General features: G+C 42.2%; 17 protein-coding genes. 3 read left to right on the top strand and 14 right to left on the bottom strand.

The features are described from left to right. Positions 1-60: 60 nt before the first annotated feature. From PY04_RS06475 to PY04_RS06465, 3 genes are read right to left on the bottom strand one after another with little or no spacing between them, the layout of a single operon-like run. The gene (locus PY04_RS06475) at positions 61-627 is read right to left on the bottom strand and encodes a GMP synthase subunit A (protein ID WP_014734338.1); all 567 of its coding nucleotides are present in this window, start codon (positions 625-627) and stop codon (positions 61-63) included. 42 nt (positions 628-669) lie between these two features. Further along, a complete protein-coding gene (gene guaA, locus PY04_RS06470) occupies positions 670-1596 on the bottom strand; it encodes a glutamine-hydrolyzing GMP synthase (RefSeq protein ID WP_014734337.1) in 927 nt (308 codons plus the stop codon). Beyond that, entirely contained in the window at positions 1597-2598 is a 1002-nt protein-coding gene (locus tag PY04_RS06465) for a formate--phosphoribosylaminoimidazolecarboxamide ligase (protein WP_014734336.1), read from the bottom strand. Between the two features lie 135 nt (positions 2599-2733). Here PY04_RS06465 and PY04_RS06460 point away from each other — a divergent pair, with 135 nt between their 5' ends. Further along, on the top strand, positions 2734-3789 hold the full coding sequence (locus tag PY04_RS06460) for a thiamine ABC transporter substrate binding subunit (protein ID WP_014734335.1): 1056 nt from the start codon (positions 2734-2736) through the stop codon (positions 3787-3789). Here the strand turns inward: PY04_RS06460 and PY04_RS06455 are convergent. The 7 genes from PY04_RS06455 to PY04_RS06425 form a co-directional block, all read right to left on the bottom strand. Next, complete coding sequence (locus PY04_RS06455; protein ID WP_014734334.1) at positions 3779-4768, bottom strand: ABC transporter ATP-binding protein; 990 nt, start codon at positions 4766-4768, stop codon at positions 3779-3781. The genes PY04_RS06460 and PY04_RS06455 overlap by 11 nt on opposite strands. Next, entirely contained in the window at positions 4762-6330 is a 1569-nt protein-coding gene (locus tag PY04_RS06450; protein WP_014734333.1) for an iron ABC transporter permease, read from the bottom strand. Before PY04_RS06450 ends, PY04_RS06455 begins: the two co-directional genes overlap by 7 nt. Continuing rightward, positions 6327-8288 (bottom strand): formate dehydrogenase subunit alpha, encoded by a 1962-nt coding sequence (gene fdhF, locus PY04_RS06445; RefSeq protein WP_014734332.1) that lies wholly within the window; start codon positions 8286-8288, stop codon positions 6327-6329. Before fdhF ends, PY04_RS06450 begins: the two co-directional genes overlap by 4 nt. Before the next feature lie 137 nt (positions 8289-8425). Then, positions 8426-9019, bottom strand: a complete 594-nt coding sequence (gene pdxT / locus PY04_RS06440; protein WP_014734331.1) for a pyridoxal 5'-phosphate synthase glutaminase subunit PdxT — start codon at positions 9017-9019, stop codon at positions 8426-8428. Positions 9020-9052: 33 nt separating this feature from the next. Further along, complete coding sequence (gene pdxS, locus PY04_RS06435; RefSeq protein ID WP_014734330.1) at positions 9053-10060, bottom strand: pyridoxal 5'-phosphate synthase lyase subunit PdxS; 1008 nt, start codon at positions 10058-10060, stop codon at positions 9053-9055. 125 nt (positions 10061-10185) lie between these two features. After that, entirely contained in the window at positions 10186-10944 is a 759-nt protein-coding gene (locus PY04_RS06430) for a sulfide-dependent adenosine diphosphate thiazole synthase (protein ID WP_048056060.1), read from the bottom strand. A 58-nt stretch (positions 10945-11002) separates the two neighbouring features. Continuing rightward, on the bottom strand, positions 11003-11449 hold the full coding sequence (locus PY04_RS06425; protein ID WP_014734328.1) for a hypothetical protein: 447 nt from the start codon (positions 11447-11449) through the stop codon (positions 11003-11005). Between the two features lie 153 nt (positions 11450-11602). Between PY04_RS06425 and PY04_RS06420 the strand changes: the two genes are divergently transcribed. Together PY04_RS06420 and upp are read left to right on the top strand one after the other, a co-directional pair. Continuing rightward, positions 11603-12886 (top strand): uracil-xanthine permease family protein, encoded by a 1284-nt coding sequence (locus PY04_RS06420; RefSeq protein ID WP_014734327.1) that lies wholly within the window; start codon positions 11603-11605, stop codon positions 12884-12886. Positions 12887-12891: 5 nt separating this feature from the next. After that, on the top strand, positions 12892-13590 hold the full coding sequence (gene upp / locus PY04_RS06415) for a uracil phosphoribosyltransferase (RefSeq protein ID WP_014734326.1): 699 nt from the start codon (positions 12892-12894) through the stop codon (positions 13588-13590). Here upp and PY04_RS06410 read toward each other — a convergent pair. Genes PY04_RS06410 through PY04_RS06395 form a run of 4 tightly spaced genes read right to left on the bottom strand, consistent with a single transcriptional unit; the run spans position 13559 to position 16541 of the window. Beyond that, positions 13559-15487, bottom strand: a complete 1929-nt coding sequence (locus tag PY04_RS06410) for a molybdopterin-dependent oxidoreductase (protein WP_014734325.1) — start codon at positions 15485-15487, stop codon at positions 13559-13561. The genes upp and PY04_RS06410 overlap by 32 nt on opposite strands. A 21-nt stretch (positions 15488-15508) precedes the next feature. After that, complete coding sequence (locus PY04_RS06405) at positions 15509-15775, bottom strand: hypothetical protein (RefSeq protein WP_014734324.1); 267 nt, start codon at positions 15773-15775, stop codon at positions 15509-15511. Further along, positions 15776-16054: a hypothetical protein gene (locus PY04_RS06400; protein WP_014734323.1), complete on the bottom strand. Its 279-nt coding sequence runs from the start codon at positions 16052-16054 to the stop codon at positions 15776-15778. Positions 16055-16082: 28 nt separating this feature from the next. Further along, complete coding sequence (locus PY04_RS06395) at positions 16083-16541, bottom strand: hypothetical protein (protein WP_014734322.1); 459 nt, start codon at positions 16539-16541, stop codon at positions 16083-16085. Between the last annotated feature and the right edge of the window lie 109 nt (positions 16542-16650).

Genomic DNA, 16650 nt, shown 5'->3' with positions numbered 1-16650 from the left:
AAATGAATGATGAAGAAACCCGTTGCTGAGAAAAAGATGATGAAAGGACCGACTAGCTGATTAAAATTCCCCACAAATCTCGGCAAAATTCCTTAGAATATCAGCTCCATGCTCGGTGTGTGCAACCTCGGGATGAAACTGAACACCATATATGGGAAGCTTTTCATGTTTCATAGCCTCTATTGGGCAGGTTTCACTTTTTGCCAAGAGCTTGAAGTTTGGAGGTAGCTCTTTTACCTCGTCCATATGGCTCTCCCACACTTTGAGCCTCTTTGGAATTCCCCTGAATATGTCGTTCTCTTCTACTATCTCAATCTCGACAAGACTGTATTCGGCCTTTTCTCCCCTCCCAACTTTTCCTCCAAAGAACTTTGCTATAAGCTGGTGGCCTAGGCATATTCCCAGAATTGGCACGTTAAAATCATCATAATTCTCTAGGATTGCTGAGCAGTTGCCTGTGTTCTCCAAGCTTGGTCCTCCTGAGAATATTATCCCCTTGGGATTCATCTTCTTTATTTCTTCTAGAGGAGTTGTGTTTGGTATTATCTTTGCCTCAACCCCAAGGTATCTGAGCGTCCTCCATATCCTGTGGACGTATTGGCCTCCATTATCCATGATAACTATCATCTCTCGCCCCACCTGAAAGTTGAAGTTTGGAGTAGATAAACTTCACTCAAACTCTATCGTGGCTGGGGGTTTGTTTGTTATATCATAGAGCACCCTTCCGACCTGCGGGATTTCGCTTGTTATCCTGAACGCTATTCTCTGGAGAACTTCCCATGGAACGTTCATTGCATTTGCAGTCATTCCATCAAGGCTTTCAACTATTCTGACGGCTATCGTTTCTTTGTAAGCTCTTATGTCTCCCTGAACTCCAACAGTTTTAACCCCTAAGAGAACTGCAAAGGCCTGCCAGGGTCTTAGACCGGCCTTTTCAACCTCTTCTTCTACAATAGCATTTGCCTCTCTAACTATTGCTATCTTCTCTGGGGTGACCTCTCCTATAACCCTAACGGCCAATCCTGGCCCTGGAAATGGCATCCTGTTGTATATTTTCTCTGGAAGCCCCAGTTCTTTTGCTAGCTGTCTGACTTCATCTTTGTACAAGTCCCTAAGGGGCTCTATCAGTTTCAGGTTTAGCCTCTCTGGGAGGCCGCCGACGTTGTGGTGGCTCTTTATCTTCCCCTTACTCTCGATCCAGTCCGGAGCTATTGTTCCCTGAATAAGATACTCGGCCCCGATTTCCTTAGCCACTTCCTCAAAGACCTCTATAAAGACTCTTCCTATGATCTTCCTCTTCTCTTCCGGATCTGTTACTCCTTTTAAAGCTGAGAAAAATCTATCCTGGGCATCTATGTAATGGAGATTCATTCCAAATTCATCTCTGAACGTTTTTACAACAAACTCAGGCTCACCCTTTCTGAGGAACCCTGTGTTAACAAAGACAGCATGTAGTCTATCTCCTATCGCCTTGTGCGCAAGTACTGCAGCCGTTGAGCTGTCAACTCCCCCAGAAAGGGCTATTATTGCCTTAGCATCTCCAACGGTCTCTCTAATTTCTCTAACCTTCTCCTCTATGAACTTCTCCCAAACCATTCACGTCACCACCTTTTCTAGCTCATCATTTTCGATGGCCATTTTAATCTCTCTCGCTATTCTCCTTCCGGTGCTCATTGGCTCATTATATTTAAGCCATGTGTATGGTGAGCCGTGGATGAATGGGTTTGTTCCAGCAACTATTCTCGCCGATATTTCAAAAACAACGAACTCCATTTCTGGGGTAAACACACCTTCCAGGCAAAACGGCCCCCAAAGACCGCCCATAAGCTCTTCAGCTGCCTTAACGGTTCTTTCTCCAGCCTCCAGAACATCTATTAGAAGGCTCTCCCTTAGGACTATGGGTATGTTTCCGATGACCGTATAGGTTATGTCAATATCAAGATCAAGTTGCTCCCTTGCTGGGATTCTACCTATCGCATCCACGTTGCTCTCATATCTCCTATCTATGCTCATTAGCTCGAGCTCCCCCTTTATCCTAGAGTAGAAGTAGTGAGGATACACGGGTATCCCTATAACGTATTCCTGAATTTGTACGTTTTTGAGGTCTTCTTTGTCCTTTATACCCAAAAATCTTCCTGCCTTTTCCCAGAAGTCTTCGGGGTTTTTAGCTAGAAAATATCCTCTTCCACCCTTCGCTCCATGAGGTTTAACTATGACTGGCCCATCGATATCGTCGGGATCATCGTAAACCCTTGGAAGACGGAGCTTTGCTTTTTCAAGCCACTTTCTCTCGAGATTTCTGTCGCTTTCCCATCTTAAGACTTTTTTATTTCCAAAATAGGGGACTTTCATTTTTTCTACGAGCTCAACTCCGAGATGAGCAACGAAGGATCCCGTTGGTATAACTACCGCATCAAGCCTTAGTAGGTCATTCTCGGGATAAGTGTCCTCGAGGAAGTAGTCTGCTACTGGAAAGTATTTGGTGTAGAGGAGCTTAACCCTGCTCTTTCCAAATGCTACTGTTTCGAACCCTTCATCTTTTGCCCCCTTCAGGATTTGAAGTGCTGAGTGGGAGGCGTAAGTTGCTATTCTAACCACCCCGATCTCACCACGTTTGTGTTAAAATTTCTGAACTTTTAAGGTTTATTTTTACAAATTTATGCCTATAAAGTTTGGCTTTCGAATGGCTTAACTTAAAAAGTCGGTTGTGAAATCTGCCTTGGTGGTTGTAAAATGAGGGGGAAGTTAATACTTGCAATCTTCATCGCAATGCTCGTTTCAGTAGCTGGATGCATTGGTGGAACAGAAACATCGTCACAGGCAGAGAAAGAGAGGACACTGACAGTTTATGCATATGACAGTCTAGAGTACTGGCTTAAGGAAGTAATTCCAGAGTTTGAAAAAGAGTACAACGTTAAAGTGAACCTTGTTCTCATTGGCAGTACCGGTGAGCTCGTCAATAGATTGATCCTTGAGAAGGACAATCCTCAAGCTGACGTTGTTGTGGGAATAGACAATACGTTCATGGCGAAGGCCTTGGATGCGGGGGTTCTCGAAAAATACAAACCTAAGAATGCAGATGTTATCCCGGAGTGGATCATCAATAGCTTTGATCCGGATTTTTACCTAACACCGTTTGACTATGGATATATAGCGTTCAACTACAGGACTGATTTAATAAGTGAGCCCCCAAAGAGCCTTGGTGATTTAATTAAACCTGAGTGGAAGGGTAAGATAATTATTGAGGATCCGAGAACAAGTTCTCCGGGTTTGGCCTTTATGTTGTGGACGATTGCAGTTTACAAAGATAAGTGGCTGGATTACTGGGCAAAGCTTAGAGATAATGTCCAAATAGTTAAGGGTTGGAGCGCCGCATGGGAGGCATTTAGCAAGGGAGAATATCCTGTTGTCCTAAGCTATGCGACCTCACCAGCTGCCACGGTTTATTATGACAACAAAACGAACGTTAAGGCAGTCGAGTTCAAGGAGGGTAACTTTCTTCAGATAGAAGGAGTTGGAATAGTCAAAGGTGCGAAAAACAGGGAACTTGCCGAGAAGTTCATAGAGTTTCTCCTAAGTGAAAAAGCTCAGGAGAAGCTCCCAACTACCCAGTGGATGTATCCTGTTAACAAGAATGTTAAGCTTCCAGAAGTTTACAAATACGCCTTAAAGGTTGAGAAGCCAGTGACCATAGATCCAAAAGAAGTTGAGAAAAACTTAGACAAGTGGCTTAAGCAGTGGACTGAGGTTGTTGTTCAGGGAAAGAGTCCTGAAGAAGTTAAAGGATAATGTACTTGTTCACGGTTATTTTGACTTTCTTTCCTAACTTTTCAATTTCTTCAAGTGGCCTTTCGGCGATTATCTCCCTATCTTCGATAAGGAGTCTTACTCTAATCCTCCCAGGGAGAATTTCATAATCTAAAACTTCTGCCTCTGCTCCCTTATCCCCAATCAAAACGTTTTCTGGCCTAAAGAATATTTTAACCCTTCCATTTCTAGATGTGGAAAAGCATAATTCTCTTAGACAAGCCTTTCCATCTTTGGCTCTCACCTCTATCAGGTTTCCTGTTCCAAGGAATTTTGCGACAAACTCTGTTTTTGGATTAAAGTATAGGGTTACTGGGTCATCTATTTGCTCTATCCTCCCTTCATTCATCACCGCTATCCTATCACTTATCGCCATGGCCTCTTCCTGATCGTGGGTAACGTAGATTGTTGTAATTCCTAACTCTTTTTGTATTCTTCTTATCTCTCCCCTAAGCTTTTCTCTAACCTTTGCATCTAGGTTACTTAGTGGTTCATCAAGTAGCAGAACTTCTGGCTCAATTACTAAAGCTCTGGCAAGGGCAACTCTCTGTTGTTGGCCACCGCTAAGTTGTTCTGGATATCTCTCTTCTAGACCTTTTAGCCCGACTAACTCTAAAATCCATTGCACTCTTCTCTCTATCTCACTTTTTGGAATTTTTCTGAGTTTCAATCCAAAGGCTATATTTTCAAAAACCGTCATGTGAGGAAAGAGAGCATAATCTTGAAACACCATTCCAATGTTTCGCTCATAGGGTTTTTTGTTTGTAACATCTTCTTCCCCAAAATACACTTTTCCTTCATCTGGCTTTTCGAGTCCAGCAACTATTCTGAGAGTTGTTGTTTTTCCACATCCACTGGGGCCCAGAAGAGTCAGCAGTTCTCCATCGTTAACTTTGAGGGATAGATTTAGCTCAAATCCAGGAAAGGACTTCCTAATGTTTTCTAACCTTACATCTACCATACTTCTTCCCCCGTTTTTTCTATCAGGATAAAGGATATCCCCGATATTATCATTAGGATGGTCGCCAATGCCGATGCTGGCCCAAATTGCCTGGAAGATATAAACTTGTATATTGCCAATGTTAAGGTGGTGTATTCAGGCTTTGCCAGCATGTAAGTTGTTGCAAGCTCTGCAATGCTTATGGCAAATGCAAATATTGCCCCAACAATTATTCCCCTCAAAGCTAGAGGAAGTTCGACCTTAAAGAATGCAATGAATTCTTTAGCGCCAAGCGTTAGAGCAGCCTCAAAAAGATTCTCTCTTATTTTAACCAGCGAAGAAGAGACTGCCCTGAGAACGAATGGATATGCCACTATCGAGTGAGCTATTCCAACTAAAATCCAACTTCCATATAATGAACTTTTTCTGAAGAGGAGGAGATAGCCAAGTCCCAAAATTACAGGGGATGAGGCTAGAGGAAGTGTTGCTAAGGCATCCACAAGAGATTTCCCTCTAAACTTCCACTTCGTTAAAGAGTAGCTTAGGGGAATTGCGACCAATAAGGAGATAGTTACCGTTATTATACCAAAGAAAAGTGAATTCACAATTGTTCTAGGAACAGACGTTCCGAACATTGGATTATACCTCGGTGAGAATGCTCTTCTATACCATTCTAGGGAAATCGTTCCATTGAAAGCTAAAGAGTCATAGAGAACGGCAACGAGAGGGCCTAAGATGAATAGTGAGGTCAGCAAAAAGTATAGAAGAGTTCCAATGAGTGCTAAGCCTTTTGGTTTTTCGCACCTTCTAAAGATCTTCTGCTCTTCTCTTTTCGCATAAAGGTCTAGAGTTTTCAGATAGGCATATATGAATATTAAGCTAAGGATCATCTGGAGTAGTGCTAGAGAGGATCCTGTTTTAAAGTCTAAGAGAACCATTATTGAGGTGAATATGTCAACTTCTAGCGTTGTGTATTTGTACCCACCGAGAATTAGTGGAATCGAGAAGCTCATAAAGGAGAACGTGAACGTTAGAAGTGCAGAGGAAAGGATTCCAGGTAAGATTAGAGGTAGGGTTATTTTTCTGAAAAGTATTAAACCCTTAGCCCCTAAAGTCATTGCCGCTTCTTCATAGTGGGGGTTAACTCTTTCTAGCAAGGCTGAAACCATTCTGACGACTACGGGGAAGTTATAGAATGCGTGGGCTAAAATTATCGCCTTCCAAGAATATAAAACATTCATCCATCCTAGTGGCCCAGATTTTCCAAAGAGGACTATAAATCCGAGGGCTACCATGACGCTTGGCATTACAAATGGTATTGTCATTATCGCCTTTAGTATGCTTTTTCCGGGAAATTCGTATCTTGCAAAAATATAGGCTCCAGGGAGCCCTATTGCAAGCGTTAAGAGTGTGGAGAGAGCTGCCTGGATAAATGTGAAGCCTATAACCCTGAGGTGATACTCATTGGTTAATACATCCCTCAAACTCTCAAAGTTCAGTCCGAGTCTTATTACATACATTACTGGCATATAGAAAAACACAAGTAGAAATACTAGTGAAGGGATTATGACGAGCTTTTTCATGTTCGTTCATTCTCTCCCTCATTTATCAAGCTTATTCTTGCTGCCGAGAACTTTAGCTCTGGTGTTCCTGCCTTGTTCAAAGCATCGTTGGTCAAAATATTGGCGTCAAAGTGGAAGGGAACAACTATAACTCCCTCTTTCACATTGGCAATCTTTGCCTTTAGTTTTAGGCTTCCTCTTCTTGTTTCCACCTTTACAATGTCTCCGTCTTTGATTCCATATCTCTCAGCATCTTTTTTGCTTATATAGAGGACTGGTTCACTCATCAGCTTAACTAGGGATGGGCTTCTCATTGTCATCTCTCCCGTATTATAGTGGCTGACGACTCTAACAGTCGTTAATATCAAGGGATACTCTCCATTGGGAACTTCCCAAGGCATTATTTGTTCGACGGCTATCATCCTTGCCTTTCCATCTGGGGTTGAAAATTGGATGGTGTGAAGTCTCTTGTAAGGAATTATTATTCCATCCGACATTTTAAGCTCTTCAGCATCCCTTCCTTCAAGCTCGGGGAACATCTTGAAGTACTCTTCAGTTATCTCTTCAACCTTTGAGTAGTTGAAGCCCTTAAGTCCTAGAGCCTTAGCAAGTTCCGTTAGTATTATCCAGTCTGGCTTTGCTTCACCTGGCGGGTCGCAGATTTTAGAACTCCACTGAATTCTTCTTTCACTGTTCATATAGCTTCCATCTTTTTCACAAAAAGCCGCTGCTGGGAGCACATAGTGGGCATATCTCGCCGTTTTTGTCATGAATATATCCTGAACGACCAAGAGCTCCAGCTTTGTCAGTGCTTTTCTCACCTTTAATACATTTGCTTCGCTCACCGCTGGGTTCTCTCCAACAACGTACAGGGCTTTTACATCTCCCTTGAGTATGGCATCCCAGTATTCAGTTAGGTACAGCCCTCTTTCTGTTGGGAGATCTTCAACTCCCCATAATCTTGCCACTCTCTTCCTAAAGTTTGAGTCTGTTAGTGGAACATAACCTGGTAAAAATTCGCTTAATGCCCCCATGTATGCGGCTCCCTGAACGTTGTTCTGGCCCCTCATCGGATATAGGCCGCCCTTGTCCCCTATGTACCCTAAAAGCAGTGCAATGTCTATAACCGCGAGAACGTTTTCAACTCCAGAGACATGCTGGGTCAGCCCCATTCCCCACATTATTGCTCCACTTCCAGCCTTTGCAAAGACTTCTGCAATTTCTCTGATTAATCTTGCATTAACCCCCGTAACTTTTTCTGCGTACTCTGGAGTGTACTTCTTTACTGCCATCTTAACTTCTGAGAATCCAGTAGTTCTGTTTTTAACGAACTCTTTATTGTAGAGCTCCTCTTCGATTATTACGTTCATTATGGCGTTTGCCAGGGTTATATCTGTTCCTGGCTTTATCATAACTTTATAATCGGCTAATTTCATTGTTATTGTCTCTCTTACATCTATTACTATTATCTTGGCACCATTCTTCTTTGCCCTGATGATGTAGTCCATAACTACCGGATGTGTCTCTGCTGGGTTGTATCCCCATATCATTATCGCCTTGAAGTTTTCGAGGTCGGAGTAGGGGTTTGTTTGGGCTCCTGTTCCCACTGTCATCTTTAAAGCGTGAACGCTTGCTTCGTGGCACAGCCTTGCACAGTTATCTATGTTGTTAGTACCAAGAAGCCGGGCAATCTTTTGAAGGAGATAATTTTCCTCGTTGCTGACTTTTGAGGAGGCTATAAAGGCGATAGCATCTGGTCCATAGTTTTCCTTTATTTCAAGGAGCTTATTGGCTATCTCCTTAATTGCAACATCCCATGAAACTTTCACGAAGTCCTCGCCAACCTTCTTAAGTGGGTGGGTTAACCTGTCTTTTGAGAGCACGAACTCCAATGCATGCAATCCCTTTGGACATAACTTCCCCCTGTTGGGCTCACCTTTGTAAGGTTTGATCATGAGGGTTTTTGGGTCGATAAGCATTTTACACCCGAATCCACAATAGGGGCAGACGACCTTTAGCACAACACCACCTAAATAAACATAAACAAGTTAAAAATATAAAGATTTTTGGCCAAAATTGACCCATTTATGTTAAATAATGTAGAGGAAAAACTACCTCAAACAATCTTTTTAATGAAATACTCATGAATCCTTGTGTCTTCCGTTAGTTCTGGGTGAAACTCTAAGCCAATTATATTCCCTTCTTCGACCCCTACTATCCTATCATTAAGCCATGCTATCGGCTTAACGTTTTCGCTTAGAAGCTCTACTATCCTTGGGGCTCTTATAAAAACTCCAATGAATGGTTTGTCATCAAATGCCAATCTTACGGGAGCCTCAAAGCTGTCCACTTGCCTCCCATAAGCGTTTCTGTTCACCTTAACATCTAAAACCTCCAAAAATTTCTGCTCGGGTGTTGCTCCAATAACGTCTTTGGATAGCATTATTAACCCAGCACATGTTCCCATAACTGGAAGTCCATTTTCTATGAGGCTCTTAAGAGGTTTAAAAAGTCCAGTTTTCTGCATTAGCCTTGAGATCGTGGTGCTTTCCCCTCCTGGAATTATTATTCCATCAGCTTCCTCTAATTGCTCTGGCTTCTTTAGCCAGAATACCTCTCCCTGAATGCTGAGACTTTTTAATGCCCTCTTTGTTGCCTCTATATGCTCACTCACGTCTCCCTGAAGCCCTATGACTCCTATTTTGACCATGGTAACTCCTCCAAAAGTTATTAGGAAGAAAAGTCAAACTCCTCTCTCTTCCATCCTGACTTCAAGTTCCGCTATATCTTGCCCTTTCATGGGCTCTCCAATTTCTCTGCTTATCTCTGCCAGGACATCCGGCTCATCCCAGTGGTTTACGGCTTCAACTATTGCCCTCGCCATTGCTGGCGGATTAGAGCTCTTAAATATTCCAGAACCGACAAAGACTCCATCCATTCCCATCTGCATCATTAGGGCTGCATCTGCAGGTGTCGCAACACCACCAGCTGCAAAGTTAACTACTGGTAGTCTACCAAGCTTCTTTATCTCTAGGAGTATTTTATAGAGGCCCTCAACAATCTCCCTATATGTGAAGCCCTCATATATGGGCTCATTTTCTAGAACTCTCTTTGGAAGGCCGCTTATCTCCTTGACACTAAATGCGAGTCTCAAATAGGGCTCTGCAAACTTTTCTGCAACTCCATAAATTTCTTCATCTGTCATTCTTTGGATTAGCCTTATGTTCTCATTAACTAATCTAACGTGCCTAACTGCCTCTATTATATTTCCTGTTCCTGCCTCACCCTTAGTTCTTATCATCGCCGCCCCTTCCCATATTCTTCTAACGGCCTCTCCAAGGTTCCTGGCACCACAGACGAATGGCACGGTAAACTTCTTCTTGTATATGTGGAAGAATGGATCTGCTGGTGTTAGAACCTCACTCTCATCTATCATGTCAACTCCGAGGGCCTCTAAGATTCTTGCCTCTGCCTCATGTCCTATTCTTACTTTCGCCATTACTGGAATCGTGACTGCATCCATTATCTCCTGAATCTTCTCAACTGGGGCCATTCTGGCAACTCCACCAGCTTTCCTTATGTCGGCAGGAACCTTGTGAAGGGCCATTACTGAAACTGCTCCTGCTTCTTCTGCGATCCTTGCCTGTTCGGCGTTCGTTACATCCATAATAACTCCGCCCTTAACCATCTTTGCGAATCCTCTCTTTAGCCTCTCCGTTCCCTTCTCCATAATCACCTTTAGCTTATCCATGGCCATCACCTCAAGTCTAAACTTTCAATTTATATCAAGCTAAAACTTGCATATAAGGTTTGTTATCTTTAATTATGTAATTAAGCAGTTGAAGAATTAAAGTAGATATGAAGGGAGAAGAAGCATTAAACTTTCAATTTTGATAGGATTTCTTTTGCAGCCTTCCTGCCACTTAGAAACATTCCTCCAAAGATAGGTCCCATTCTTGGGGCTCCACTAACGGCATTTGCCGCCATTCCGGTAACATAAAGACCTGGGAATACTTCTTTGGTGTTCTCAACAGTCAGCTTTTCTCCCTGATCTGCCCACATAGGCCCTTCGCCGGGTATGTTTTTAATCAATCCTCTTTTGAGTAAGTATTGTGTTACTTGGGCTCCATGACCGGTGGAATCAACAACGAATTTAGACTCAACTGTTAGAGGATCAACATGGAGTCCAGTCATGTGAACTGGAGTCCAGTTTATAACTATTCCAGAAACCTTACCGTCCTTAACCACTAAGTCTTCAACCTCTATCATGTTGAATATCTTAACCCCCGCCTTTACTGTTTTGCTGGCTATGGTGCTTGCAACTTCTATTGCATCCGCGACATAGTAACCCTTTTCAAATTCCTCATATCTTATCCCAAACTCATCGAGTATTTCTCTAGCGTCCTCTTGAACCACTATCTTATTAAAGCCCATTGCACCTCCCCAAATTCCGCCTCCGATTGAAAGCTTCTTTTCGAATATTGCCACTTTTGCTCCTCCCTTTGCGAGATAGTATGCAGCAACCATTCCTGAAGGCCCTGCTCCCACTATGGCAACATCAAGTTCGAGGTTAGACAGGAGGTCATGGAAATAGCTCTCTATTATGGCCCTACTAATTGTGACGTCCCTAAGCATGCTCTTCACCATTCCAAAACTAAGTTTTATCAATTAAAAACTTTGTTATAACAAGGTATTATATGTTACTTCTTGGTATACCGAGGGTTGAGAGTATCGCCGAAATTTCATCGGGATTATTTGTTGAGAAGGATACAGCCAGTCCCTTCCTTCTAAATAGAACAATGCATCCCTTTGCCGGTAGCGTAAAATGGAGAACCTTAGCCTTAAGCTGACACGCCATCCAGTGATGACCGACCATGTATCCCTCTACCTCGTCCAATCTCACGGTTTTTCTTATTATAAGCCCCAATCTTCCTCGTATTTTTACTTCCCTGTCTGTTATGACTATCCTTATCCCAGTTAGATCCCAAGTTAATCCAAGTAAGACAATTAATCCTATTGAAAGGCTAATCGAGGCTTGAGGAATGTTCCTAGTGGCGTATATAGCTATAATCATTGGGAGGATGCTGAGTGCAAGAACAGCCGTTAGTGCCTTACTCTTTATTTCTTCTTCATAAAGCATGAATCTCTTTTCAGAGTTCTAATTAAAATAAGTTTTGGTAAGTCCCAACTTACTTAATAATGACATCAACCAATGTTCGACGTCCCGATATTGATGTTAAAAATCTTTCTAAAAATTTTTAAGGAGCCTTGGACACACTTTAGGCGGGTTTTCATGGGTCCAGGTGTTAGGGTTAAAATAGATGAGAAGGTAGAGCCAAAAAAGGCAGTTCTCTTTGGCCTTCAGCACGTTCTTGCAATGTTTGGAGCCACAGTGACGGTTCCACTTGTTGTTGGCACGGCAGTAGGTCTCTCAAAGCACGAGATAGCTTTAATGATTCAAGCTGTCTTACTGGCTATGGGGATAGCAACTCTACTCCAAACCACGATTGGTTCTCGATACCCAATAGTCCAAGGATCAAGTTTTGCCTTCATTCCTGGATTGATAAGCATTGGGAAGGGCATTGGAATGGCCGCCACACAGGGAGCCCTTATAGTCGGAGGAATAATAGAAGCCTTAGTTGGAGGTCTAGGAATTGTGGGGAAAGTCAAGAAGCTTTTTACTCCACTAGTAACCGGAGTAACTATAATGCTGATAGGCTTTTCCTTGGCTGATGTTGCTGTTAAGTATTTTTTCAACTATTATGCCGATCCTTCTGGTTCTAGCATACCAAAAGCAACTTTAGTTGCACTAATTACATTTGGAACAACTGTATACGTAGCTTTAAAAGCTAAGGGAGCTCTTAGAGCTATGCCTGTTATAGTAGGAGCCTTCGTAGGTTATTTAGTAAGCATTCCGCTTGGCCTTACTAATTTTCAGCTAGTTCATGAACTTCCCCTAGTCAGCATTCCTAAAATATTTCCTTGGGGCACTCCTGTGTTTGATATGACGGCCATAGTTACACTACTCTTCGCATTCATGGTAAGCATAATAGAAAGCGTAGGTGATTACCATGCAATATCTGCCATTGCAGAGGCCCCAATCACAAATAACCACATAAACAGAGGAATAATGAGTGAAGGAATTGCCTGTTCAATTGCGGGAATTCTTGGGGCTTGTGGAACTACCAGCTATTCAGAAAACATAGGGCTTGTGGCTTTAACAAAGGTTGCGAGTAGGTACGTTGTTCAAGTTGGGGGTGTTATTCTAATAATTATTGCAATGTTTCCAAAATTTGCCGGAATACTTGCTTCGATGCCTGCCCCGGTTCTCGGTGGACTAACCTTAGCCCTCTATGGAATGATAAGCGTGACGGGGCTAAGGCTAATTAAGGAAAAGGTCGAACTTGATGATAGAAATACACTCATACTCGCAGCATCCCTTATAGCAGGTCTTGGAGCTCCTCAGCTACCTCCGGAGTTCCTTGCTCACTTCCCCAAAATAGTGGCAAGCATACTTGAATCGGGTATGGCGGTTGGGGCCATAACTGCCATAGTTCTTGACCAAGTGTTGAGGTGATTGGAATGATTGAAGATAAGAGATGGGAAAATGTGTACTCGTTCGAGGACTCCCCGTTTATTATGGAAATACTAACCCAGCTGAGGGACAAAAATACCGACAGCATAGCCTTTAGAAAGGGACTGGTGAAGCTTGGAAGGTATATGGCCTATGAGATAACTAAGACTATGGATGTTGAAACGATAAAGGTTGAGACTCCGCTGGAGGAAACAGAGGGGATAATAATTAAGGACAGGAGAAACGTTGTGATAATAACCGTACTCAGGGCGGCCATACCTCTCATGGAAGGTTTGATAAAAGTGTTCGAACATGCAAGAGTTGGAATAGTTTCTGCAGTTAGAGGAAAGGCTCCAAAATTTGAAATAGAGATGGATTATGTCAAAATTCCCCAAATAAAGCCGGAGGATACTGTTATAGTTGCAGATCCTATGATAGCTACTGGTTCAACGTTGACAAGAGTTCTTGAAGAGGTTAAAAAGTATGGGGAGCCCAAGAGAACAATTATAGTCGGTGTTCTGGCAGCCCCTGAAGGGATAACAAAGATAAAGAGTAAGTTCCCAGAGGTTGAGATATTCGTAGCCAAGATAGACAGGGAACTTGACGACAAAGGGTACATCCTTCCAGGCCTTGGAGATGCAGGAGATAGAGCTTTTGGAGAGCCCTTGAAGATAACTACACTTCCTCAGGTTCATTACATCGAGTAACCTCTACCCAGGTTGAGTGGAACGCTGAACCCTTTCCGTATTTCTCCACTTTTTCATCCGTTGTGAGAAAGTTAACGTTCCATCCTAAAATTGAAGGCCAGAATGCCTTATACAACACCACTACTCCTTCGGGGACATCCGTAGTTATCTTGACACGTGTTTTGATTTCTCCTTTGTCGTTGAACACCTTAACTAAGTCCCCGCTCCTTATTCCTCTTTTCTCTGCATCCTTGGGATTCATGTAAAGGTTTGGATCTATGAGTCCATGAGTGTTGTGATATTGACTCGTTATAGTCATCCTGTAGGTAGGACTTAGTAGCCTTAGGGAGAAGTTACCTCTAAACTTTCTGTATTCTGGGAATGGACTTAGACCTCTTTTGACAGCTCTCTGGGAATAGAACTCTATCTTTCCACTTGGCGTTTCCCAACTTCTCTTTTTTTCTGGAATCTTGACAAATCCCTTCTTTTTAAGCTCTTCCCAACTTATTCCATTGTCCTTGAGTACCTTTCTTATCACACTCTCATCGCTCTCATGGAGGTACTTGTTCCTTATTCCGAGGGCTTTTGCGATTAGTCTCGTAACCTCACTATTGCTTTTTCCTGGTCCTTGAGTTACAGGCTCATTAAGGAGAACATACCGATGATAGTATGAATCTACTATATCCAGTCTTTCAAAGAATGTGTTTGCTGGGAGAACTATGTCTGAGTATAGAGCGGTATCTGTTAGAAAGATATCGTGGGTTACAACGAAAACATTATTCTTCTCTATAGCCCTTCTCAGCCTATTCTGGTTTGGATAACTTGCAAGAGGATTCGTGTTATAAATGTAGAGAAACTTAACTGCCCCACTTTCAATTGCTTCGGTCAGTTCCATTTGGGGAATTTTGTTTTCTGGCTTCTTCCTCAGAAACTTTCCCTCTGCGTAGCTCTTATCGAGGGTTTTCATGTCGTAGATAAACCCGAATTTATGTCCAACAAGGGCGGGCAAAATGCTTATCGCCCTTATTGCCTCTCCTCCCGCAAGGGATCTTTGGAAGCCATAGCCAATGTGTATTATCCCTCTCTTTTCAGCAAATTCTCTTGCAAACTCTTCAATTTTTTCCACGCTAATTCCGGTTTCACTGGCTATGTAATTAAGTGATAATCTTTTTACATAATTCTTGAATTCTTCAAATCCATAGACATGCTCCTTGATAAACTTGGCATCATAAAGTCCCTCCTCTATTATCACCTTCGCAACTCCTAGTGCAAAGAGAACGTCTGTATCTGGTTTTATTTGGAAAAACTTATTGCTTCTTTTCGCTGTTTCAGTTCTTAAAACGTCAACAGTCCATATTTCAAGATTATGCTTTTTTGCTAGCATGAAGCCGTGTAAGTTTGTCCAGAATGCGTTTATTCCCCAATATACTATCAATTTGTGATTTCTCAAATCCTCTGGATCAAGTCCAACGGCAGTTCCATATACATCTTTAAGGGCCTCTTGGCCGGCTCTGTCGCATATCCCTCCTTCAATAGTCGAAGCATTAAGGTAGTGGAATAGTCTCATAGGGTAGTAATAGCTTACAACGCCTCTATCCCCTGCATATTTATACACTAAGACGCTATAACTCCCATAGTCTCTAATTGCTTCTTCAATTTTTTCTGCAATCATATTTAGGGCGGTGTTCCAAGATACCTGCTTAAACTCTCTAGATCCCCTCTTACCTTCGAGAACTAGAGGAGCCTTAAGTCTGTCCCTTGAATGAAACCACTTTGGAAGAAGGGCTCCTTTTGGGCACAAAAATCCTCTAGTTATTGGGTGATTCGGATTTCCCTTAACTGTCAGCTTTCCTTCTTTGAATTCAGAGATTATTGAGCATGTATCGTAACAGTCTCTCATGCATGCTGAAAACACCATTCACAACACCAATATGGGAACTTACTGTTCAATTTTATATCTAACTACATATCTTCCCTCTTCAAAGTCTTCTTCGCTCTCGACGATTTCAACGGGTTTTATCTTTAAGCCCAGATCGATTGCTTCCCAGGTTATGTCCTCAAAGTAGTCATAAAGACCGCAGGTTTTGCAAAATGTACCTTGGAACTCTATTAGAACTTCATTCTCTTCGATTTTGATTACTCTAGCCTGAGCTTCTGATCCATGGAGTCTGTTAAATTCCTGAATTGCCTTTTCAAGTTTCTCCATTTAATCACCCCCAATATAGTCGAGAGTTTCATCTATGAAGTCCTCGAATGCATCTTCGCTGACCTCTTCAAGTTTAAAGGAGAAGCCATTTCCCAAGTACCATCTTATTGCAACCTTTCCCTTGTTTGTTTCGGCTATAACCAATCCAAATGGCATGTCTCCGGCCCAGTGGTGTCTATAAAACTCAATTTCAAATCCTCTCTCCTTTAATTCCTTTAGAATGAAATCTAGAGCCTCCTCGGGACCTCCATCTATTTTTGCAAATCCAATAGTTGCCATTTCGTTCACCTTAAGTTCGATTTTCTGACTATTTAGGGTTATTATTCGTAGATTTATATACTTTTCTGAGAACCTCTACGTCGTACTCATCTCCAGTTAAGCTGTCGATTATTTTGTTCTCAGTTATCCAGAACACTTTGTAGGCTTTCTCCCATCGAACTACCTCTACCCTGGGATACCACCAGGATATTACTCGAGAGTTTCCCCAGATTATTGCACTCTCTATTGCCTTTTGCTTTGCTTCTTCAAAATCTACTAGGTAATCCATGAGAAGTCTTTCATCAACATCCCACTCTTCAACATCTATAAAGCCATCTCCTCTTTCCGCCCCATACCGGTATGCGTCTATGTAGGCGAAGTAATCAAAGGTTCTGTCCTTCATTCCTATACGTTTGTAAAATAAACGAAGGTGAAATATCCAATATGGATAAAGTATGAACCTAGATTCAACTTTTATGTTTTCATTCGGCTTAAATATTGGCCTCATGACCTTTACTTTTACCAAGTTTTTTCACCTCCGTATTATATCTTCTACTTAACATTTATAAGCTGAATTTACATTTAATTAATTTTGTAAACCTAACGGGGGTGGATGA

This window comes from Pyrococcus sp. ST04, assembly GCF_000263735.1.
Classification (GTDB): domain Archaea; phylum Methanobacteriota_B; class Thermococci; order Thermococcales; family Thermococcaceae; genus Pyrococcus.
The sequence above is the reverse complement of the archived record's forward strand: the minus strand, read 5'-3'. Positions and strand labels throughout refer to the sequence as shown.